The following is a 20,230-nucleotide window of genomic DNA, read 5'->3' as shown; positions in this document are numbered from 1 at the left end:
GGGACAGTCATTGCAGTCTGTCGATGCCGCGCTGCTTCTGGAGAAGTGTTCGAAAGGCGCCTCCGACGTGCTCAGCCCGCGCGGATGACCTTCGTCTTCGCGATCGAGTCGTGCCAGCCGCGGCCTTCTTCGGAGAAGAGCACCGAGAACGGCTCGAACGGAATCATCCGCGAAATCGTTCGACCCAGAGCCTGACCGAACGAAGGCGCCGCGCCATGCTCGGTGACCACGCGCGTGCCGCAGATGAACTTGCCCGGCGTGCGGCCGAACAGCGCTTCGAATCCGCTGTAGTAGAGGACGAACATCGGGAGGGTGACGGCGTAGACGCGCGCGCCGTTGATCGCGTCTGCGCCGGCAAAGGTCATCACGACGATCACCGCTGCGACGCAGGCTGCGTAGTAGAGGATGTTGTCGACCAGCATGGTCAGGAAGCGTCGCCCCTTGCCTGCCATCTCTCCTGTGTATTGCGCGCGCGGCGCGGCAGCGATGGCGGCGTCGCCGGCGCTGTACGGATTCTGCAATTCCATCGTTTCCCCTGAATGGTCGGTCGACGCGCTGGTGCGTCGAGCAGGCCGTACCCCTACGGCGCTGAAAGCTTGCCATCGCGAGGCATTGCAGGCCAGTTGGAAGACACTGCTGTACCTACACGTCGCGGTACGGAATCTTGGTCCCTCCTGGGCCTGGATGCCGGCGTCTTGCGCGGCGAAGTGGCCGGGTCCGCTTCTGGCCGAAAGGGGTCATTCGGCCAGTTACGCTGTGGTCGGGCTTGTCAGTGCTGTTCTTCTTTTCATCGTGGCCGTCTCCGGCGTGGTGCTACCAGCCGCTGCGATCAAGCTGAAAAGTTCGCGGCAGTGTCCGATCGTCGCGGGCGTCGTACTGTCGGTGGCAACGGCGTTCTGCTGTCGGCAGCGCCGCTGATTGCTGTCCGAGTGCTTGGCCGGTTGTTGGTACGCCTTGCATGCTCGACGTCGGCAAGCCGTCACCTCGGCCGCGGGCGGGCGGGCGCATAGTCGTCCGTGTTCGGTGTCGCACTGCTGGCCTTGGTATTTCGGCTGAGGAAACGGCGCGATGAGGATCAGCCCGCCGCAATGGCTCCGGCACCTCTTGAGGACACGACATGTCGACGATTCTTGGCCCCGGCGTCCAGGCGCCAGATTTCAAGCTCCACGTGACTCCCGACCAGTGGCTCTCGCTGGACGAGATGCGTGGCAAACGCATCGTGCTTGCTTTCTACCCCGCGGACTGGAGTCCGGTCTGCGGCGACCAGATGGCGCTGTACAACCAGGTGCTTCCGGAATTCCGCAGTCGGGGTGCCGAGATCTTTGGCATCTCGGTCGACGGTGCGTGGTGCCATCAGGCATTCGCGCAGGCCAGGAACCTGCATTTTCCGCTGCTCGCGGATTTCGAGCCAAAGGGCGAGATGGCGCGTGCCTATGGCGCCTACCGGGCGTCGGAAGGCGTTTGCGAACGTGCCCTGTTCGTGATCGACGAGAAGCAGACAATCGTTTGGAGTTACTGCTCGCCGATCGCAGTGAACCCGGGCGCAGATGGAATTCTTGACGCGCTCGACGCGATGCCGAAGCCGGGAGAATGACGATGGCCGTCCTCAAAGTTCCGGTGACGAGTTCCGATCACATCCTTGGTGCATCCACGGCGCCGGTGACGTTGGTCGAGTATGGCGACTATCAATGTCCCCACTGCGCCGCCGCCCAACTGCCGGTCAAACAAATCCTGATGCACTACGGCAGCACGGTTTGTCTCGTATTCCGGCATTTTCCGTTGACCGAGGTACACCCGATGGCGCGCATGGCGGCCGAGACGGCCGAATTCGCTGGCAGTCACGGTCGTTTCTGGGATGTGCATGAGGCCATCTTCGTCAACCAGCCGCGTCTCAGTCCCGAGTTGCTGTTGACGCTGGTCAGCGCGCTCGAGCTGTCACCCCTGGAATTTCAGGACGCGCTGGCTTCGGGGTTGCATGCGCAGAAGGTGCAAGCCGATTTTCTGGGCGGCGTACGCAGTGGAGTCAATGGCACGCCCGCGTTCTTCGTCAATGGTGTCCGCCACGACGCCGATCACTCGTTCACCGATCTCGCCGCCAGCATCGACGATGCAATGCTGGCCCTGACGAGGTGAGCGGGGTGCTTCGCCGCAAGTGACGACGATCATCCCGGACTGCCAGGCAAGCCGCGAAAATCGCGACGTCCGCCGTGATGCCGACCACTCTCGCGGGAGAGTGGTTTCGTCCACCGCCAGGTAGTTGCGCACGCTACGCGGGATGCTGGCCTTGCATCTCAGCAACGTGCTCGCATTCGATTGCAGCGCCGGTTCTGGTCGCCGCTGCGGACCGTGGGCGGACGTCATCGGCAGAAATGGATGGACGGGTTCCGTCCGCTGTCACGGCCCATCCGTCTGGACGGCTCCCGTTCAAACCGTCGTTGCATGTACCGGAGGCGTAGTCAGCGCGCCGGACGGGTTCGACCCCACACCATGCGGCTTGATGTAGCCCGTCGAGATACCCGCGCAAACGAGAAGGATCAGCACGACCGACAACACGATGCGCTTGGTCAGTGCATTGACCGTGCGTTTGCTGCTGCCCTTGTCGGTCAGCATGTAATACAGGCCTGCACCGAGGTTGTAGATGATCAGGCCAAGGAAGCCGACGACCAGAAGCGTTTTCATGAGTTCACCTGCGGAAGGTTAGGCGTGATGTCGTTCTGCGATCGCCTGTCATAGGGCCGAATGATCCAGGCCCGGCGCAGATAGAACGCTGCGGTCATGGCGGCGAGGAATACGCCGTAGCAGACGGACGTCGCGAGGATCTGCTTCCACATCGGCCCGGCCGAGACATCGGCGTGCAGGTAGCCCCACTGCATGCTCGCGGCCGACAGCAGCGTGGTGGCCGTCAGCGCTGCCACGTCGAACGACCAGCGGGTCAGCGTGCGCGGCTGCCGGGGGTAGAACCAGTACAGGCCGGCGAGGATCGAGTACCAGGGCAGGAACAGGATCAGCGCGAGATTGAGCTGGACGTCAGCGTTCATGGCTTGGCCTTCGAAGCACCGTTTTGGCAGGTGCTAGGCTAGTCCGACCGGATCAGTTTTTTCAGTGGCAGATTTACTGAAAAAAACCGGATCAGTCCGGGTTTTGGATGGCCTGAGTGCGAGCCTCGAATGAAGCGCTACGAAGCATTGGCGGCCGACATTGCGGCGTCGATCCACAACGGACTGCTGAAGTCCGGCGCGCGGCTGACGTCGGTGCGCGAGATGAGCGCCACCCGGCACGTCAGCCCGGCGACCGTCTTCGAGGCCTACTACCTGCTCGAGGCGCAGGGGCTGATCCAGTCCCGACCGCGCTCCGGCTACTACGTCGTCGACAAGCCCAAGCGGCTGCCAGCCCAGCCGGAGACCGCGTCCACGCCGGATAGCGAGGCGCGACCGGTCGAGATCAGCGCGATGGTGTTCGACATCCTGCGCTCGGCCATGACCCGGGACGTGGTGCCACTGGGATCGGCCTTTCCCAGCCCATTGTTGTTCCCGCTGGAGAAACTCGGCCGCGTCCTGGCGAACTCGGCGACGCACATGGACCCGTGGAGCACGGTCGACGACCTCACGCCGGGGAGCCTCGAGCTTCGACGGCAGATCGCACTGCGCTACATGCTCGATGGGGTCCGGGTGGGACCGGACGAAATCGTCGTCACGAACGGCGCGATGGAGGCGCTAAATCTGTGCCTGTCGGCCGTGTGCAACCCGGGCGACGCCGTAATCGTCGAGTCGCCGTGCTTCTACGTATGCCTGCAGGCGCTGGAGCGCTTGGGCCTGCACGCGATCGAAGTCGCGACGGATCCGCGCGAAGGCATCGACCTCGCAGCCCTGGAACTGGCATTCGAGCGCCACCAGCCGAAGGCATGCTGGGTGATGACGAACTTTCAGAACCCGCTCGGAAGCGCCATGTCGGACGACAAGAAGCGCGCGCTCGTCGAGCTGGTCACCAGGTACCAGGTGCCGCTGATCGAGGACGACGTTTACAACGAGCTCTACTTCGGTAGCCGGCGACCTGCCGTCACCAAGGCGTTCGACACCGACGGATGGGTGCTCCACTGCAGCTCGTTCTCGAAGACGCTCGCGCCCGGATATCGCGTTGGCTGGGTGACGCCCGGGCGCTTCGGAGCGCGTATCGCGCAGCACAAGCTCACGCTGTCCCTCGCCACGTCGATCCCGGTGCAATTGGCCTTGGCCCGGTATCTCGAACGCGGGAGCTACGAACGGCATCTGCGCCAGCTTCGGGCAACGCTGGAAGCGCAGCGCGACGAGTACACCGAAGCGATCGCGCAGGCCTTTCCCGCCGGGACACGGGTCAGCCGCCCATGCGGAGGCTATTTCCTTTGGGTCGAGCTACCGGAAGCTACGGATGCGCTCGACCTGCGTCAGGCCGCGATGGCCTTCGGCGTCAGCCTGGCGCCGGGGCCGATGTTCTCCGCCTCGGGCGGATTCAAGAACTTTGTTCGCGTGAATTTTGGCCATCCGCTCAACAAGCGCGCGTTGGAGGGCATCAGGCAGGTAGGTCGTCTGGCGCGTCGTGGCTGAGCAGGCCGATGACGTCCTAACCGTGTTCGCCACGCTTGGAGCGGCGCGCGCTTCCCGGGCCGCGCTCGCGCAAGCGCCAATAACGAAGCGTTAACGGACGAGGCGCACTCTCCCACTGAGCACTGATACGGCCGGGGAGTGCGTCGCACATGTCCGCGGACATTCTTATCGTCGCGAATGCCGAGTCGACGACCGCGATCTCGAATGCGCTGCGTAGCGCACCGCAACAATTCCGGCTGCTGAGCGCGGGCAGCGAACGCGAAATACGGCAGCAACTAGGCGGTGCAAATCCGGTCGCCGTACTGTTCGACGATGTCGCGCCGGTCATGGAGCGCAAGCGTGCGATGGAACTTGTCGCGGAGCTTTGCGCGGGCGTGCCTTTGGTCGTGATTGGCCGGTCGGCTGACGTAGAAGACGCGATACACGCGTTGGACGAGGGGGTCGCGGACTACGTTGCGCAACAGAACCTCGTGCGTTTGCCGTGGACGATTGAACGCGCCGTCCGAACCGAAGCCGAACGGCGCAGACACATCGAAGCTCTGCAGAACGAGCTTTCGACAAGCAAGGAACGCTTCCGGGCGTTGGCCGAGACGAGCAAGGACTGGGTCTGGGAGATCGACCGGAACATCAAACTGACGTATTCCAATCAGGCGGTCAAAGGCATCCTCGGGTATGACCCCGCGTTCCTGCTTGGCGTCTATGTGCCGGAATTCCTCGGCGAGGAAAGCCGTAAGGAAGTCGAGACGGAGTTCCCGAGGATCGCCGCTGCCGGGGGCACCTTCAGCAACTGGCGCCTCCAGTGGCTGCATCGCGACAAGTACTGGAAAACACTCGAGAGCACGGGCGTCGCGATCTACGACGAACACGGAAAGGTATCGGGCTATCGGGGCGTGAGCCCGGACCTGACTGAAAAGCTCAAGAACATCCAGAAGATCGAGCGTCTCAATCGGATCCATGCCGTCTTGAGCGCAATCAGCAACATTGCGCTCAGAGCAAGTAGCCGCGATGAACTTCTGAACGGTGCCTGCGATGCGGCCGTGGGCGAGGCAGGCTTCAAGGCGGCCGTGGTGGCAGAGCGCGTCGGCGACAGCACCGCGTTTACGGTCGTCGCACGCAGCGGCCCGGACGAGTTGCTGGAGTCGGTTGCTCGCGGCCCGCTCATCTATTCGCACTCGAAGGCGCGTGAGGAAGGCCCGCCAAGCGCGATCGCTTTCGAACATTGCAGGGCCGTAGCGGTCTTCGATTACACCGACCGTGACCTGCAATCGGGCGTTGCCAAGGACATGATCGCGCAGGGCATCCGCTCGCAGGTCTCGTTACCCCTCGGCGAAAGACCTTGGGGATTGTTGAGCCTGTATTCGGACAAGCAGCTCGATTACGACATCGACGAGATCGGATTGCTGCGCCGGTTGGCCGATGAAATCGACTTCGCCCTGGAATTTCTTGCCAAGCGCGAGCAGTTGAGGTTTCTCGCGCTTCATCATCCAGTGTCGGGCCTGCCAAATCGGCATGCATTCCTCGATCATCTTGGTGGCCATGCCGCGGACACGCCCATCTTCATCGCGGCGGTCAAGATCGCTCGCCTGGGAAGCATTGCCAGCGCACGTGGTCGGGCTTTCACGGATGAGCTTGTCTCGCGGGTGGGCAGGAGCCTCGACGCCGTGGGTGGATTCACCGCCCACGTTGAAGGTTCGTTTCTTCTGACCTGGCAGCAGGAGCAAGGCCTTCAGGCGGAGGCAGCCAAACTTGATGTGCGCCTCGAAGATCTGGAAAAGCGCGGCTTGATCGTTGGCGAGGAGCTGATTCACATCACCCTCCGGGCGGGCATCGCGGCCGGAGCTGCGGGAAGCCCTGAAGAGCTTGAACGTGATGCCAATTCCGCCTTGTCGTCTGCGATCAAGGGCGATCAGCGCCTCGCAGAGTTCGACAAGGCGCTCCGAGTGCGGATTGCCCGCGCCGTGGATTTGGAGCGCGACCTGCGGCAAGCCCTGGAGCACGAGCAATTCGAGCTGCACTACCAGCCCAAGTTCGACGCAAGAACCCGACGACTTGCAGGTGCCGAGGCGCTGCTGCGCTGGCGTCATCCGCGCGAGGGCATGATCTCCCCGCTGCATTTCATTGCCGCCCTGGAAGAGACTGGATTGATCGTGCCGGTCGGGGCCTGGGTCATGGCGCAGGCTCTCCGAACCTCGCTGCATTGGCGACGCACGTACTCGCCTGGCATACCGATCGCCGTCAACGTGTCGGCGCGCGAACTGCGACACAAGGATTTTCTCGAGGAAGCGACACGCCTGCTGGAGCCTTATGCCAGTAGTCGGCCGTTGGACATCGAGGTGACCGAAAGCGTCCTGATGGACGACATCAACCGGAATATTTCGACGCTGGAAGCGCTACGCCAACTGGGCTGCAGAATCGACATAGACGATTTTGGAACCGGCTATTCCTCTCTCAACTACCTCGCGAAGCTTCCAGTCGACGCGATCAAGATCGATCGCAGCTTTGTCAGCGGTCTGACGCGGAACCCGCATGCGTTGTCGATCTGCAACGCGATCATCGAGCTTGCGCATGCGTTAGGCATGCAAGTGACCGCCGAAGGCGTTGAGACCGAGGACGAGGACCGCGCGCTGCAGCTGCTGGGTTGCGACACCCTCCAAGGGTTTCTGCTCGGCAGGCCGATGGATGCCGAAGCCTTTGCGTCGCAGGTGCTGTCGGGTTTCGCCCGGGCAAGCACTACCGATTGACCGTCGACGTTCGCGAATCTCGTATCCCGTCGGCCACCAACCTGGCCCGAAGCAGCCGACTGGAGAACTGCTGATCATGAATCGCCCGGTCGCGTGACGCTGAATTGATGACGGCGGTCCGTTCTTGGCCGAAAGCGGACATTGGCGTACTCGCCGCACACGGGGCCTGCGGCATGCTGGCAACATGACGACCAAGCCTTTCGCGCCCGCCTGCGAGCGCAATCGCGATCCAATCCTCGATGTGCTGCGTACCCGCTTCATAGACCGCCGCAGCGTGCTCGAGGTCGGCAGCGGCACCGGCCAACATGCCGTGCATTTCGCTGCCGCGATGCCATGGTTGTCGTGGCAATGCGCCGATCTCCCTTCGCAGTTGCCTGGTATCCGGCAATGGTTGGACGAGGCGAAACTTTCCAATACGCCCACGCCGATCCCGCTCGATGTATTGGGGCATTGGCCGACCGGGCCGTACGACGCTGTGTTCAGCGCTAACACGCTGCACATCGTCGACTGGCCAGGCGTCGAGAAGTTCTTCGACGGCGTCGGACGCGTACTCGGCGATGGGGGTGTGCTCGTCGTGTACGGCCCCTTCAACGAAGACGGCATCTACACGAGCCCAAGTAACCGCGACTTCGATGCTTGGCTAAAAGCGCGTGATCCGCGCTCAGGGATCCGAGATGTTGAGTCGGTGCGGATCCTTGCGGGGAACGCTGGTCTGCGGCTTGTCGACGACGTGGCAATGCCGGCGAACAACCGCTGCCTTGTCTGGCAGCGCGCCTGATGTCTTTCCAACGCTGGTTTCGGCCCAGATGTTCGGGGGATCGCCTCTAGCCGTCCGCTCTCTTATAGCGCCGCTGCCTGTGGCATGCCGACGTCCGCTTCCGACCCGAAGCGGACGTTCGGCTGAACGTGTGAGTTGAGCCGGTCGCGAAGCGGCGCCGGCTTGGGAGAATTGTCAGGCAGACCTTATGCACGCCGGCGTATGCCACGATGACTGTGCCCGACGAGCTACGGTGGCCGCATGAAGGAACTCAAGTATTTCGATGCGCACCGGCGCGCGACCTGGCTGGAGCTGTTCTTCGACCTGATCTTCGTCGTCGCCCTGACCGATGTCAGCGAACTCCTGAGCGAAGCGCACGAACGCCACGTCACGGCGCAGCAGTTCCTGTACTTCGTGCTGATGTTCCTGCCGCTTTGGTGGATCTGGGCAGGCCACACCATCTACGCCAATCGCTTCGACACCGACAGCCGCCAGCATCGCCTGTCGACACTGCTGATCATGTTCCTGCTGATCGTGATCTCCGCGCTGTTCTCGGCCGGCGTGCAAGGCCATTACGCGCTGGCCGTGGCGTGCTACTGCGGGGCACGGCTGATCATCGCCGGGATGTATTTCGCCTCCAAGCGTAAGCACCACGACCGGGGTGGGATCGCGACAACGGTGGGCAGCGTATTCGCCGTCGGCGCGGTGATCAGCTTTTCCTCGGTCCTGCTGGAGCCGCCGTGGAGCTACCTGATCTTCCAAGCCGGGATTGTGTTCGACATGGCGGCCCTGGTGCTGCTGAACCGGCGGCTGCATGTCGTACCGGCGCACACGCCGCACCTGATCGAGCGCGTCGGCCTGCTTACCATCATCATGCTCGGCGAATCGGTGATCGGTATCTCCGCGGCGCTGGCGGGCATCGCTTGGGACCGGTCCAGCGTCATCGCTGCCGTCAGCGGCTTCGTCATGGTATCGGCCATCTGGTGGATCTACTACGACAGCTTCCACCTGCTGGAACATCGCAAGCTGGCGACCGGGCACTCGATCCTCTATTCGCACTTCTTCCTGTTCATCGGCCTCGCGATCCTGGCTTCGCTGATCCGGCACGCGATCCTCGACGACCTCGACCCGGGCGACTTCCGCCAGCTGGCCGCCGCAGGCACGGTGCTGTTCTTCATGGGCAAGCAGTACGGCTACTACATAGAGGTGCCCGAGCTGCGGCCTTACCTGCTGACCAACACCGCGGCCGTGTTCGCCCTCACGGCTCTGGTGCTGATGTTGCCGCTCGGGCTCGACGGCATGCTGGTGGGGCTGACAGCGACGATGATCTGTTATGTGCTGCTCAACTTGCGCTACCGCCACCTCGTGCGCGGCGGGCACGCACCGACCTGAGCCGCTGGCTGCGATCTCGTCAGATGCGGTTGTCGCCGCCGCTGACGTCCCAGAGATGGTTAACCAGTGCGCCAACGGTCCAAGCCCCGTTTTGCTTGAGCACAACCGCCGTCGGGCCGACCGAAAGTAGACCTCGCGCAACTCTCAATCGTTGCGGTCGGCTAGGCGCAGTCGAGCCGCGCGTCCGCATTAAAAAAGATTCATGGACGGGCCATCTCCCGCGCAAACGCGCGGAGGCACCTTGGGTTGGCGGACGGATGGTCCGCCCGGTCGATCCCACCCAGTTCCAGGAGCCCACCATGAAGCTGCGTACCGCTCTGCTTACCGTTGCCCTGACCACCGTCGCCGGCGCCGCGTTCGCCGCCCCGCAGGCGACCCCTGCCACTCCGGCGACGCCCGCCACGCCGGCGGCGCCGATGAAGTCAGGCACGCACCACGCCAAGCACCATGCGAAGCATCACCACCACCACGCCGCTGCGAAGAAGACCGAGGCGTCGAACAAGGGCTGATCGCCCGATGCCGGAAAAGCCCCGCTTCGGCGGGGTTTTTTCTTGCGCGGCTTCATTACCGAACTTTCATCCACAGGCCATCGCCCGGCCAACCGCCGCGGCGCACCGTGTCCACCAAGGCGGCACCGCACCGCCGGCACTCCGCACCATCACTCGTCGTGAGGACACCACCATGAACTTCCGCACCGCTCTGCTTGCTGTCGCCGCCGTCGCGTTCACCGGTTCCGCGTTCGCCGCCGCCCCGGCTCCGGCCAAGGCCGAAGCGCCGAAGACCGCCGCCGCCGCGCCGGCCAAGGCTGCTCCGGCCAAGACCACGGCCAAGGCCGCGCCGGCCAAGGCGACCACCAAGGCCGCTCCGGCCAAGACCACCGCGGCCGCCAAGGACGCGAAGAAGGCCGCCCCGAAGAAGGACGAGAAGAAGACGGGCTGAGTACGGCGTCCCCCGGACCCGAAACCCCCGGGTCCGCGATACCCCGCCGGTCCCCGCCGGCGGGGTATCTTTTTTCACCGGACGCAAAGTCGTACTGCTCATGCGCATCCTGCTCGTCGAAGACGATCCGCACACCGCCGCGTTCATCGCCAAGGGCCTGCGCGAGGACGGCCACGCCGTCGACCAGGCCGACAACGGTCGCGACGGCCTGTTCATGGCCACCACCGAGCCTTACGACGCGCTGGTGCTCGACCGCATGTTGCCCGGCGTCGACGGGCTGACCGTGCTCAAGACCGTGCGCGGCGCGGGCAGCAAGGTGCCGGTGCTGCTGCTCACGGCACTCGGCGACGTCGACCATCGCGTCGAAGGCCTGCGCGCCGGTGCCGACGACTATCTGGTCAAGCCATTCGCGTATTCGGAACTGAGTGCGCGACTGGATTCCATCGCACGTCGCGGCGGCGCGGGCGGCAGCGAACCGACGAAGTTGCGCGTCGCCGATCTCGAACTCGACCTGCTGAGCCGCGAAGCACGTCGCGGCGACAAACGCATCGAACTGCAGCCGCGCGAATTCCGCCTGCTCGAATACCTGATGAAGCAGGCCGAACGCGTCGTCACCCGCACGATGCTGCTCGAAGCCGTGTGGGACTACCACTTCGATCCGCAGACCAACGTCATCGACGTGCACATCAGCCGGTTGCGGCAGAAGATCGATGCGGGCTTTCCGAAACCGCTGCTGCACACCGTGCGCGGCGCGGGCTACCGGCTCGGTACCTGACGCGTGATCGTCTCGCTGCGATCGACCAGCGCACGGCTCGCCATCGCGGTCACGCTGTCGTTCCTCGTTGCGTTCGTGGTGCTCGGCGTGGGCGTGCGTTTCACCGTGTCCACGCTGCTGGATGGGGACACGCGCGACGTCGTGCGAGCCGACGAAGCCGGCCTGCTCGAGATCGCGCGCGACGATGGTCGCAAGGAATTCATCGACGAAGTCCGCAATCGCGTCGACTCCGACGACGACGCGGCGGTGTATGGCCTGTTCGACGCCGCGGGCCGCCGCATCGCCGGTCCACTCGCACGCATGCCCGCGCCGCGCGACCCGCGCGGCTGGCTCGAATTCGCGCAACGCGACGACACCGGCCGCGTGCGCGTGATCGCGCGCGTGCACCGCTTCAACGACGGCTGGACGCTGCTCACCGGCCAGCGCACGCGCTCACAGGATCGCTTCCTCGCGCTGATGCTGCGCACCGCGCTCGCCGCCGCGCTGGTCGCAGCGACATTGGGTGCGCTTACCGGCGCGCTGACGTCGCGATGGGTGTCGCGCCGCCTGCGCGACCTCGACGACACCGCCGCGCGCGTCGGCGACGGACAGCTCGGCCTGCGCGCGCCGGTCGACGGCAGCGACGACGCGTTCGATCGCCTGTCGCGACGCTTCAACGCGATGCTCGATCGCATTGAGGATCTGCTGGGCGGTGTGCGCCATGCCACCGACCACATCGCGCACGACCTGCGCACGCCGCTCACGCGCCTCCGGAATCGGCTCGAGGAAGCGCGCCATCGTGACGACGATGCACGCACCCGCGCGCTCGACGCCGCGCTGGTCGAAACCGACCAGCTGCTGCAGGCGTTCGGCGCGTTGCTGCGGCTGGCGCGCATCGAAGCGCAGCCGGCGGTCGCCGATGAGCCGGTGCTCGACCTCGCCGAACTCGTCGCCGATGCCGCGGAGCTCTACACACCGAGCGCCTTCGAGCGTGGGCTGGATCTCGAGTCGCAGGCGGTGTCGTGCCTCGTGCGCGGCGATCGCGACCAGCTGTTCCAGGTCATCGTCAACCTGCTCGACAACGCGCTGAAGTACGCACCGGAAAACAGCCGCGTGCGCATCGGCCTGCTGCGTGACGACCGCATGGCGCTGCTCTCCGTCGACGACGAGGGACCGGGTGTTCCCGAGCCCGAACGCGAGCGGGTGTTCGACCGTTTCCAGCGCCTGGAAACGCATCGCGGCTCGCCGGGCATCGGGCTGGGGCTGAGCCTGGTGCGCGCGATCGTGGTTCGGCATGGCGGGCAGGTGCGGCTGGTCGATCGCGGGCCGGGCCTCGGCGTTCGCGTGGCGCTGCCGTTGGCTGAGTGAGTCAGCCGTTGGGCTCTGCGACGCGCGGTCTCAGTCGTCCAGTCGCCAGGCGTGCGAATACACGTTCATCTGCGCGCCGCGTGCGAATGCCACCAGCGTGACGTTGCAACGTTCGGCCAGCGCGATCGCCAATGTCGTCGGCGCGGAGATCACGGCGACCACGCCGATGCCCGCGCACGCCGCCTTGTGCACGAGCTCGTACGACGCACGCGAACTCAGCGCCAGAAACCCGTGCGGACGCGGGTCGCGCGCCAACGCACCGATCAACTTGTCGAGCGCATTGTGACGACCGACGTCCTCGCGCACGCACAGCGAACCAGTGGCGATCCAGCCGGCGGCGTGAACGCCACCGCTTCCGCGATTGAGCGGCTGGGCGGCCTCGAGGCGATGCATGCCGTCGACGATGTCGCCGACGCGAACGTGTCGTTCGTCGCCAACCGTGGGCGCAGGCCGCAACGTCTGCTCGATGGACTCGAGTCCGCACAGGCCGCATCCGCTTGCACCCGCCAATTGTCGGCTGCGCGACGCGAGGCGATCGAAGCACGCCTGGGGGACCGCAAGTTCCAGCGCGATCCCCTGTACGCCATGCCGCACTTCGACGATCTGCAGCTGCGTCGCATCGTCGATGATGCCTTCGCCCAGCGAAAAGCCCAGCGCGAAGTCCTCGAGGTCGGTCGGCGTGGCCAGCATCACCGCATGCGCGATGCCGTTGTAGGCGAAGCCCACCGGTGTTTCGACGACGGCTTGGTCATCGAACTCGTGGCGCGTGCCGGCGTCGATGCGCAACGCGCGCAGCGTGCGTAATCCAGCCGCGGTGTTCACGACGCGGTAGTGCCTGGGGCGCTCGGCGCGAGCCGCACATCGATCGATTTCGACGTCGGCGTGCCCGCGCGTTCGGCCACGCTGTCGAGCGGCACCAACGGATTCGTCTCGGGGAAATAGCTGGCTAGGCAGCCGTCCGGAATGTCGTACTCGACCAGCGTGAAACCGTGCACCGTCCGCTCGCCGTCGTGCCATACGGACGTGATATCGACGAGTTGCCCGTCGCTCCAGCCGTTGCGCGCGAGGTCGGCCGCATTGATGAAACACACGCGGCGCAAGCCGAGCACACCGCGGTAGCGGTCATCCAGGCCATAGATCGTGGTGTTGTACTGGTCGTGCGAGCGCACCGTCATCAGCTTGAACGGCGCGACGTTCGCGTCGTCCTGCAACGGATGCACGAAGAAGCCCGCACGCCCGGTCGTGGTCGGGAACACGCGATCGCGTGCCGGATGCTGCAGGTGGAAACCGCCGGGATGTCGCACGCGCTGGTTGAAACCTTCGAAGCCCGGCACCACGCGCTCGATGCGTTCGCGGATGCGGTCGTAGTGCGAGACCAGCTCCATCCACGGCACGCGACTCGTCGGCAGGGTCGCCGTGGCCAGTCGCGCGACGATCGCCGGCTCCGACAACAGGTGCTGCGACGCCGGCGTTTTCATGCCCGACGACAGATGCACCATGCTCATCGAATCCTCGACGCTGACCGCCTGCCGTCCGTCCGCCTGTTCGTCGATCTCACTGCGCCCCAGGCACGGCAGGATCAATGCATCGTCGCCGTGCACCAGATGCGATCGATTGAGTTTGGTCGACACGTGCACGGTGAGCGCGCAATTGCGCAGCGCGCGCGCCGTGCGTTGGGTATCGGGCGTCGCGGCGGCGAAGTTGCCGCCCATCGCGAACAGCACCGTCGCCCGACCATCGAGCATGGCTTCGATGCCGGACACGACGTCGTGCCCGGGCGCACGCGGCGGCGCGAAGCCGAACTCCGCGGCGATCGCGTCCAGGAACGCGTCCGACGGTTTTTCGTAGATGCCCATCGTGCGGTCGCCCTGCACGTTGGAGTGCCCGCGCACCGGGCACGGGCCGGCGCCGGGTCGGCCGACATTGCCTTTGAGCAGCAACAGCGCCATCAGCATCTGAATCGTCGCCACGCTGCGCCGGTGCTGGGTGATGCCCATGCCCCAGCAGAAGATGGTCGCCGGGCTGGCGTCGTAGATCGCCGCCGCTTCCTCGAGCTGTGCGCGCGTCAGCCCCGACTGCGTCTCGATGGCGATCCAGTCCTGCGCGGCGAGATGCGCGGCAAAGGCTTCGAAGCCGATCGTGTACGCGTCGATGAACGCGGTATCCAGCGTGCCGCGTTCCAGCAGCGCCTTCGCGATGCCGGTGAGCGCTGCGAGATCACCGCCGATGCGGGGCGTGTAGTAGTCGGTCGCGATCTTCGTGCTGCCGCCGGTGAGCATCTCGGTCGGGCTCTGCGGATGCGCGAAGCGCTCCAGCCCGCGCTCGCGCAGGGGGTTGAACACGACGATGCGACAGCCGCGCTTCGCCGCCGCACGCAACTCGCCGAGCATGCGCGGGTGATTGGTTCCGGGGTTCTGCCCGAAGATGAAGATGGCATCCGCGTGCTCGAAGTCCTCGAGCGTCACCGATCCCTTGCCGCTGCCGATCTGCTCGGTCAATGCGACGCCCGACGCCTCGTGGCACAGGTTGGAGCAGTCGGGCAGGTTGTTGGTGCCGAACTCGCGAACGAACAGTTGGTAGAGGAACGCCGCTTCGTTCGATGTGCGGCCCGACGTGTAGAACAGTGCTTCGTCGGGGCTCGCGAGTGCGTTGAGATGCCGTGCGACCAACGCGAACGCGGCGTCCCAGTCGATGGGCACATAGCGATCGCTCGCCGCGTCATACCGCATGGGCTCGGTCAGCCTGCCCTGCGCTTCCAGCCAGTGGTCGGTCTGCGCCGCCAACTCGGTGACCGTGTGCTGCGCGAACAACTCGCGCGTCACGCGATGCGCCGTCGCTTCGGCGGCCACCGCCTTGACCCCGTTCTCGCAGAACTCGAACGTCGAATTCGGATTGCGGTCCGGCCATGCGCAACCGGGGCAGTCGAAGCCGTGGTCCTGGTTGGTGCGCAGCAGCGCACGCGTGCCGCCGGCGACGATCCCCTCGTCGCGCAATGCCTGCCATGAGCGGCGCAGCGAATCCCAGCCGCCAGCAGGGCGCGTATACGGTTTGACGGTGCGGTCGGTCATGGGCGATGGCGGGGGAGCGGACGGTGATTTAAGCACCGCGGGACGGCACGCCGACATCCTGCGCGCCGTCGGGGTGCGGTCGACGTGACGCGACGGCCATGCGGTCGCGCCGTCCGGCCCGAGCCGCTACAGTAGGCCCATGCACCGCACCGCGCCCGTTCCGTTCCCGCATGCCGACGCCGGTTGGCGATGGTGGCCCCGCGCCATCGTCCGCCCCGCCCCGTCGCCATCCGAGGAACCCGCGCGTGCCGTCTGCCCCACGTCCTGATCCAACCCTGTTCAGCCTCCTCGCAACCGACCGCCGCAAGGCAGTCGGCCACGCCGTGGCTGTCCGATCGTTTCCTGCCGCGGCTCGCGCCGCGACCACCCCGCGACCCAAGGAGAGATCGATGCGCCGATTGTTCGCCACGTTCGCCCTGCTGCTCATGGCCACGGTTGTGCACGCGCAGGTCAACGCGCTGCCACCGACGCGCCACATCCTCGTCTACGGCGATGCGCAGGCGCGAGCGGTGCCGGATCGTTTCAAGATCGACGTCAACTTCAGCGCGATCGATGTCGATGCGGGCGCCGCACGCCAGCGAGTCGAGGACGGATTGGCCAGCGTGGTGGCGAAGTTGCGAAAGTCCGGCCTGGAAGATGGCGACATCGTGGCGACCGCATTGTCCATCGCGCCCGAGACGCGGTACGACGACAAGACGCGGAGCCAGATGTTCGTCGGCACGCGAGTTCGCCGTTCGCTGACCGCGACGTTCGACCGCAAAGAGGCGCTCGAGTCATTTCTCTCCGGCTTGCGCACGTCGCAGGAACTGTCGGTGTCCGACGTACGCACCGAACTGTCATCGGAAGCGAAAATGCGGGCGGCGCTTCGCGCCGGAGCAATCGCATCGACGAAGGAAAAGGCCGACACGATCGCGAAGGCGTATGGCGCGAAGATTGCCTCGATCTACAGCGTTTCCGACGTGGCGCCGCAGTTCGACTACGGCGTGAATGAAGGCGACTGGCCGGCACTGTACGAATGGAACCGAGAACGCGAACAGCTCGACCGGGTCGAGGTCACTGGTTCACGCGTTGCAAGCCCCAACAGCCGCATGTCGCTCCAAGCCGGCTACGTCACCTACACCGACCGCATCTACGCGGTCTTCCTGCTGGCGGATTGACCCATGCTGTTGATGATCGACAACTACGACAGCTTCACCTGGAACCTCGTGCAGTACCTGCAGTCACTCGGGGCCGAGGTGAAGGTGGTGCGCAATGACGAGCTGTCGGTCGCACAGATCGATGCCCTGGCACCGGAGCGCATCGTCATTTCGCCAGGGCCATGCACGCCGAACGAAGCGGGCGTTTGCGTCGACGTGATCCGGGAGCTGGGTACGCGCGTTCCGACGCTCGGCGTCTGCCTCGGCCACCAGTCGATCGGGCAGGCCTACGGCGGCGACGTGGTGCGCGCAAAGACGATCATGCACGGCAAGACGTCGCGCATCCGCCACGAAGGGCAGGGTGTGTTCGCCGGTCTGCCGGATGCGTACGAAGCGACGCGCTATCACTCGCTGGTGGTGGCACGCGACACGTTGCCCGCATCGCTCGAGATCACCGCATGGACCGAGGACACCGACGGCGGCTTCGACGAGATCATGGGGCTGCGCCATCGCGAGCATCCGGTCGAAGGCGTGCAGTTCCATCCCGAATCCATCCTCACGCAGCACGGCCACGCGCTGCTGAAGAACTTCCTGGAGCGCTGAGATGCCGCTTACGCCGCAACAGGCGCTGCAGCGCACGATCGAGCATCGCGAGATCTTCCACGACGAAATGGTCGACCTGATGCGCATGATCATGCGCGGCGAGGTGAGTCCGACCATGACGTCGGCCATCCTTACCGGCCTGCGGGTGAAGAAGGAAACGGTTGGCGAGATCGCCGGCGCGGCGCAGGTGATGCGCGAGTTCGCGACGCCGGTCCATGTCGCCGATCGCACGCACATGATCGACATCGTCGGCACCGGCGGCGACGGGGCGAGCACGTTCAACATATCGACGGCGAGCATGTTCGTGGTCGCCGCGGCCGGTGGGAAGGTCGCCAAGCACGGCGGACGCAGCGTGTCGTCGAGCTCGGGGAGTGCCGACGTGCTCGAGTCGCTGGGCGCGCGCATCGAGCTTTCGCCGGAAAAAGTGGCGCGTTGTATCGAGCGCACCGGAATCGGCTTCATGTACGCGCCGTTGCACCATCCGGCGATGAAGCAGGTCGCGCCAGTGCGTCGCGAGATGGGCGTGCGCACGCTGTTCAACATCCTCGGCCCGCTGACCAACCCGGCCGGCGCGCCGAATATCCTGATGGGCGTGTTCCATCCGGACCTCGTCGGCATCCAGGTGCGCGTGCTGCAGGAACTCGGTGCCGAGCGCGCGATGGTGGTCTGGGGGCGCGACGGCATGGACGAGCTGTCGCTGGGCGCCGCGACGCTTGTTGGCGAACTGCGCGACGGCGTGGTGCACGAGTACGAAGTGCATCCCGAGGACTTCGGCATCTCGATGGCCGCCAGCCGTAACCTGCGTGTCGCTGACGCGGGCGAATCACGCGCGATGCTGATGCTCGCACTCGACGATTCGCCCGGCCTGCCGCGCGAGATCGTGGCGCTCAATGCAGGCGCCGCGCTGTACGTCGCCGGTCTTTCCGAGTCGATCGCCGACGGCATCGTGCTGGCGCGTCGCACGATCGCCTCCGGCGCTGCGCGCGACAAGCTGCACGAATTCGTCGCGACGACGAAGGAGCTGGCCGCATGAGCACAGGATTCGCCAAGACGCCCGCGCCGCCGTACTGGATGGTGACGTTCACCTCGCAGCGCAACGATGTCGGTATGCAGGAATACGCCGAAGCGGCCGATCGCATGATCACGCTCGCCGCGACCCAGCCCGGCTTCCTGGGCGTCGAATCGGTACGCGGCGATGACGGCTTCGGTATCACGCTGTCGTACTGGACCGACGAAGCGGCCATCGCCGCGTGGCGTCGACACGCGGAACACACGCCGGTGCGCGAGTACGGACGCACGCACTGGTACGAACATTTCGAAGTGCGCGTCGCGCGGGTCGAGCGCGCCTACGGTTTCGGGAAGCATTGATGAGCGACATCCTCACCACCATCCTCGCGCGCAAGGCGGAAGAGATCGAGCAGCGCAGTCGCGTTCGTTCGCTGGCCGACCTCAAGGCGCGCGCCGCCGACATGCCGCCGGCGCGCGGTTTCGTCGATGCGATCCGCGCGAAACATGCGGCCGGCATGCCGGCGGTGATCGCGGAGGCGAAGAAGGCGAGTCCGTCGAAAGGCCTGATCCGCGCGGACTTCGATCCCGCCGAGATCGCGCGCAGTTACGAAGCCGGCGGCGCGGCCTGCCTGTCGGTGCTGACCGACGTCGACTTCTTCCAGGGCAGCAATCTCTATCTCGGCCTCGCGCATCGCGCGTGCACGCTGCCGATCCTGCGCAAGGATTTCACGATCGATCCTTACCAGGTGTACGAAGCACGGATGATCGGCGCCGACGCGATCCTGTTGATCGTCGCCGCGCTGGACGATGGCCCGCTCGTGGAGATGGGCAACCTCGCCAGCGAGCTCGGCATGGATGTGCTGGTCGAAGTGCACGACATCGACGAGCTCGAACGTGCATTGCAGACCGACTGCCCGCTCATAGGCGTCAACAATCGCAACTTGCGCACGTTCGAGGTGTCGCTCGACACCACGCTGGACCTCAAGCGCGCGGTGCCGACCGACCGCATCCTCGTCACCGAAAGCGGCATCGCGACGCCGGCCGACGTCGCCAAGATGCGTGGCGCGGGCGTCGAGACGTTCCTCGTCGGCGAGAGTTTCATGCGCGAGAAGGATCCCGGCGCGGCGCTGCAGCGGTTGTTCGCATGACGCTCGATGCGCCGCGCTATCCGCCGGTGGCCGACACGGCGCCGCTGGTGGTGTTCGATTTCGACCACACGCTGTACGACGGCGATTCGGGCAGCCATCTGTTCGCGTGGCTGATCCGTCGCAGCGCGTGGCGCATGCTGCTCGCGCTGCTGATCGCGCCGATAGCCGGCCCGATGATCGCGTTCCTGCCGACACGCCGACACGGCATCGGTGCGTTCGTGTGGGCAGGCACCGTGTTCGAACGCGAGTCGTTCGATGCGTTGATCGACCGCTACGTCGCCGAAAACGTCGATGGCATCCGCGCGCGCCTGCTACCGGTCGCGCTCGAGGTTTTCCATCGGCACCGTGCGGCGGCCGACCGCGTCGTGGTGGCGACCGGCGCGCCACCGCGGCTGGCGCGTTCGATCCTCGCGTTCGTCGAACACGACGACGTGCCGGTGATCGGTACCGAGGTCAGGCGCGTGCTGGGCGGCATTCGCGCAGCGCGCCACTGCCACCACGCGATGAAGATGACGATGCTGCGCGACGCCGGTTTCGTCGGCGACGTCGCGGCTGCGTATTCGGACAGCACCGCGGATCTGCCGTTGCTGCAGGCGGCGCGGCATCCGGTGGTGGTGAATCCCAAGCCCAAGGGCGTCGCGTTCTTCCGCGAACGCCTGCCGGCCGGTACGCCGATGCTCAACTGGGGCTGCCCGGGCCGGGCCGGCGACGCGGTGCGCGCGGACGCCTGAGTCGC

The 20,230-nt window shown here is 65.5% G+C and carries 21 protein-coding genes; 16 read left to right on the top strand and 5 right to left on the bottom strand.

The features are described from left to right. Nucleotides 1–71: 71 nt before the first annotated feature. Nucleotides 72–527 carry an RDD family protein gene (locus ACKTTN_RS01615; RefSeq protein ID WP_407908128.1) on the bottom strand — a complete coding sequence of 152 codons (456 nt, stop codon included), beginning with the start codon at nt 525–527 and terminating at the stop codon, nt 72–74. A 590-nt stretch (nt 528–1,117) separates the two neighbouring features. Here ACKTTN_RS01615 and ACKTTN_RS01610 point away from each other — a divergent pair. Then, entirely contained in the window at nt 1,118–1,594 is a 477-nt protein-coding gene (locus ACKTTN_RS01610; protein ID WP_407908127.1) for a redoxin domain-containing protein, read from the top strand. Nucleotides 1,595–1,596: 2 nt separating this feature from the next. Beyond that, nucleotides 1,597–2,133, top strand: a complete 537-nt coding sequence (locus tag ACKTTN_RS01605; protein ID WP_407908126.1) for a DsbA family protein — start codon at nt 1,597–1,599, stop codon at nt 2,131–2,133. 291 nt (nt 2,134–2,424) lie between these two features. Here the strand turns inward: ACKTTN_RS01605 and ACKTTN_RS01600 are convergent, their stop codons facing one another. Together ACKTTN_RS01600 and ACKTTN_RS01595 are read right to left on the bottom strand one after the other, a co-directional pair. Next, nucleotides 2,425–2,679, bottom strand: coding sequence for a twin transmembrane helix small protein (locus ACKTTN_RS01600; RefSeq protein ID WP_407908125.1), 255 nt, complete (start codon nt 2,677–2,679; stop codon nt 2,425–2,427). After that, nucleotides 2,676–3,038, bottom strand: coding sequence for a hypothetical protein (locus ACKTTN_RS01595; RefSeq protein ID WP_407908124.1), 363 nt, complete (start codon nt 3,036–3,038; stop codon nt 2,676–2,678). Before ACKTTN_RS01595 ends, ACKTTN_RS01600 begins: the two co-directional genes overlap by 4 nt. A gap of 129 nt (nt 3,039–3,167) precedes the next feature. Here ACKTTN_RS01595 and ACKTTN_RS01590 point away from each other — a divergent pair, with 129 nt between their 5' ends. The 8 genes from ACKTTN_RS01590 to ACKTTN_RS01555 all read left to right on the top strand — a co-directional run bounded on the left by ACKTTN_RS01590 (nt 3,168) and on the right by ACKTTN_RS01555 (nt 12,531). Continuing rightward, nucleotides 3,168–4,580, top strand: a complete 1,413-nt coding sequence (locus ACKTTN_RS01590) for an aminotransferase-like domain-containing protein (protein WP_407908123.1) — start codon at nt 3,168–3,170, stop codon at nt 4,578–4,580. Nucleotides 4,581–4,729: 149 nt separating this feature from the next. Continuing rightward, nucleotides 4,730–7,321 (top strand): EAL domain-containing protein, encoded by a 2,592-nt coding sequence (locus tag ACKTTN_RS01585; RefSeq protein WP_407908122.1) that lies wholly within the window; start codon nt 4,730–4,732, stop codon nt 7,319–7,321. 184 nt (nt 7,322–7,505) lie between these two features. Then, the gene (locus ACKTTN_RS01580) at nt 7,506–8,099 is read left to right on the top strand and encodes a DUF938 domain-containing protein (protein WP_407908121.1); all 594 of its coding nucleotides are present in this window, start codon (nt 7,506–7,508) and stop codon (nt 8,097–8,099) included. A gap of 240 nt (nt 8,100–8,339) precedes the next feature. Further along, the gene (locus ACKTTN_RS01575) at nt 8,340–9,470 is read left to right on the top strand and encodes a low temperature requirement protein A (RefSeq protein ID WP_407908120.1); all 1,131 of its coding nucleotides are present in this window, start codon (nt 8,340–8,342) and stop codon (nt 9,468–9,470) included. Nucleotides 9,471–9,769: 299 nt separating this feature from the next. After that, on the top strand, nt 9,770–9,979 hold the full coding sequence (locus ACKTTN_RS01570; protein WP_407908119.1) for a hypothetical protein: 210 nt from the start codon (nt 9,770–9,772) through the stop codon (nt 9,977–9,979). Between the two features lie 172 nt (nt 9,980–10,151). Next, complete coding sequence (locus ACKTTN_RS01565; protein WP_407908118.1) at nt 10,152–10,409, top strand: hypothetical protein; 258 nt, start codon at nt 10,152–10,154, stop codon at nt 10,407–10,409. A gap of 100 nt (nt 10,410–10,509) precedes the next feature. Further along, entirely contained in the window at nt 10,510–11,184 is a 675-nt protein-coding gene (locus tag ACKTTN_RS01560; protein ID WP_407908117.1) for a winged helix-turn-helix domain-containing protein, read from the top strand. Between the two features lie 3 nt (nt 11,185–11,187). Then, on the top strand, nt 11,188–12,531 hold the full coding sequence (locus tag ACKTTN_RS01555; protein WP_407908116.1) for a sensor histidine kinase: 1,344 nt from the start codon (nt 11,188–11,190) through the stop codon (nt 12,529–12,531). Between the two features lie 30 nt (nt 12,532–12,561). Here the strand turns inward: ACKTTN_RS01555 and fdhD are convergent, their stop codons facing one another. After that, a complete protein-coding gene (gene fdhD / locus ACKTTN_RS01550) occupies nt 12,562–13,353 on the bottom strand; it encodes a formate dehydrogenase accessory sulfurtransferase FdhD (protein WP_407908115.1) in 792 nt (263 codons plus the stop codon). Beyond that, nucleotides 13,350–15,599, bottom strand: a complete 2,250-nt coding sequence (locus ACKTTN_RS01545) for an FdhF/YdeP family oxidoreductase (RefSeq protein ID WP_407908114.1) — start codon at nt 15,597–15,599, stop codon at nt 13,350–13,352. The genes fdhD and ACKTTN_RS01545 overlap by 4 nt, the downstream gene beginning before the upstream one ends. A 170-nt stretch (nt 15,600–15,769) precedes the next feature. On the opposite strand from ACKTTN_RS01545, the gene ACKTTN_RS01540 reads away from it, so the two are divergent. Genes ACKTTN_RS01540 through ACKTTN_RS01515 form a run of 6 tightly spaced genes read left to right on the top strand, consistent with a single transcriptional unit; the run spans nt 15,770 to nt 20,225 of the window. Further along, on the top strand, nt 15,770–16,756 hold the full coding sequence (locus ACKTTN_RS01540) for an SIMPL domain-containing protein (protein WP_407908113.1): 987 nt from the start codon (nt 15,770–15,772) through the stop codon (nt 16,754–16,756). Between the two features lie 3 nt (nt 16,757–16,759). Beyond that, on the top strand, nt 16,760–17,338 hold the full coding sequence (locus ACKTTN_RS01535; protein ID WP_407908112.1) for an anthranilate synthase component II: 579 nt from the start codon (nt 16,760–16,762) through the stop codon (nt 17,336–17,338). A 1-nt stretch (nt 17,339) separates the two neighbouring features. Beyond that, the gene (trpD, locus tag ACKTTN_RS01530) at nt 17,340–18,371 is read left to right on the top strand and encodes an anthranilate phosphoribosyltransferase (RefSeq protein WP_407908111.1); all 1,032 of its coding nucleotides are present in this window, start codon (nt 17,340–17,342) and stop codon (nt 18,369–18,371) included. Then, on the top strand, nt 18,368–18,706 hold the full coding sequence (locus tag ACKTTN_RS01525) for an antibiotic biosynthesis monooxygenase family protein (RefSeq protein ID WP_407908110.1): 339 nt from the start codon (nt 18,368–18,370) through the stop codon (nt 18,704–18,706). The genes trpD and ACKTTN_RS01525 overlap by 4 nt, the downstream gene beginning before the upstream one ends. Next, nucleotides 18,706–19,494, top strand: a complete 789-nt coding sequence (trpC, locus tag ACKTTN_RS01520) for an indole-3-glycerol phosphate synthase TrpC (RefSeq protein ID WP_407908109.1) — start codon at nt 18,706–18,708, stop codon at nt 19,492–19,494. Before ACKTTN_RS01525 ends, trpC begins: the two co-directional genes overlap by 1 nt. Next, the gene (locus ACKTTN_RS01515) at nt 19,491–20,225 is read left to right on the top strand and encodes a haloacid dehalogenase-like hydrolase (RefSeq protein WP_407908108.1); all 735 of its coding nucleotides are present in this window, start codon (nt 19,491–19,493) and stop codon (nt 20,223–20,225) included. The genes trpC and ACKTTN_RS01515 overlap by 4 nt, the downstream gene beginning before the upstream one ends. The last annotated feature ends 5 nt before the right edge of the window (nt 20,226–20,230 follow it).

The sequence above is a fragment of the Lysobacter claricitrinus genome, assembly GCF_045866565.1.
Lineage (GTDB): Bacteria > Pseudomonadota > Gammaproteobacteria > Xanthomonadales > Xanthomonadaceae > Cognatilysobacter > Cognatilysobacter claricitrinus.
The sequence above is the reverse complement of the archived record's forward strand: the minus strand, read 5'-3'. Positions and strand labels throughout refer to the sequence as shown.

What these genes read in the sequence shown, in the direction of transcription:
- ACKTTN_RS01610 (WP_407908127.1), top strand. Translation starts at nt 1,118, where the DNA reads ATGTCGACGATTCTTGGCCCCGGCGTCCAGGCGCCAGATTTCAAGCTC.
- ACKTTN_RS01580 (WP_407908121.1), top strand. Translation starts at nt 7,506, where the DNA reads ATGACGACCAAGCCTTTCGCGCCCGCCTGCGAGCGCAATCGCGATCCA.
- trpD (WP_407908111.1), top strand. Translation starts at nt 17,340, where the DNA reads ATGCCGCTTACGCCGCAACAGGCGCTGCAGCGCACGATCGAGCATCGC.
- ACKTTN_RS01590 (WP_407908123.1), top strand. Translation starts at nt 3,168, where the DNA reads ATGAAGCGCTACGAAGCATTGGCGGCCGACATTGCGGCGTCGATCCAC.
- ACKTTN_RS01605 (WP_407908126.1), top strand. Translation starts at nt 1,597, where the DNA reads ATGGCCGTCCTCAAAGTTCCGGTGACGAGTTCCGATCACATCCTTGGT.
- ACKTTN_RS01575 (WP_407908120.1), top strand. Translation starts at nt 8,340, where the DNA reads ATGAAGGAACTCAAGTATTTCGATGCGCACCGGCGCGCGACCTGGCTG.
- ACKTTN_RS01535 (WP_407908112.1), top strand. Translation starts at nt 16,760, where the DNA reads ATGCTGTTGATGATCGACAACTACGACAGCTTCACCTGGAACCTCGTG.
- ACKTTN_RS01585 (WP_407908122.1), top strand. Translation starts at nt 4,730, where the DNA reads ATGTCCGCGGACATTCTTATCGTCGCGAATGCCGAGTCGACGACCGCG.
- trpC (WP_407908109.1), top strand. Translation starts at nt 18,706, where the DNA reads ATGAGCGACATCCTCACCACCATCCTCGCGCGCAAGGCGGAAGAGATC.
- ACKTTN_RS01600 (WP_407908125.1), bottom strand. Translation starts at nt 2,679, where the DNA reads ATGAAAACGCTTCTGGTCGTCGGCTTCCTTGGCCTGATCATCTACAAC.
- ACKTTN_RS01540 (WP_407908113.1), top strand. Translation starts at nt 15,770, where the DNA reads ATGCCGACGCCGGTTGGCGATGGTGGCCCCGCGCCATCGTCCGCCCCG.
- ACKTTN_RS01525 (WP_407908110.1), top strand. Translation starts at nt 18,368, where the DNA reads ATGAGCACAGGATTCGCCAAGACGCCCGCGCCGCCGTACTGGATGGTG.
- ACKTTN_RS01615 (WP_407908128.1), bottom strand. Translation starts at nt 527, where the DNA reads ATGGAATTGCAGAATCCGTACAGCGCCGGCGACGCCGCCATCGCTGCC.
- ACKTTN_RS01565 (WP_407908118.1), top strand. Translation starts at nt 10,152, where the DNA reads ATGAACTTCCGCACCGCTCTGCTTGCTGTCGCCGCCGTCGCGTTCACC.
- ACKTTN_RS01595 (WP_407908124.1), bottom strand. Translation starts at nt 3,038, where the DNA reads ATGAACGCTGACGTCCAGCTCAATCTCGCGCTGATCCTGTTCCTGCCC.
- ACKTTN_RS01560 (WP_407908117.1), top strand. Translation starts at nt 10,510, where the DNA reads ATGCGCATCCTGCTCGTCGAAGACGATCCGCACACCGCCGCGTTCATC.
- ACKTTN_RS01515 (WP_407908108.1), top strand. Translation starts at nt 19,491, where the DNA reads ATGACGCTCGATGCGCCGCGCTATCCGCCGGTGGCCGACACGGCGCCG.
- ACKTTN_RS01545 (WP_407908114.1), bottom strand. Translation starts at nt 15,599, where the DNA reads ATGACCGACCGCACCGTCAAACCGTATACGCGCCCTGCTGGCGGCTGG.
- ACKTTN_RS01570 (WP_407908119.1), top strand. Translation starts at nt 9,770, where the DNA reads ATGAAGCTGCGTACCGCTCTGCTTACCGTTGCCCTGACCACCGTCGCC.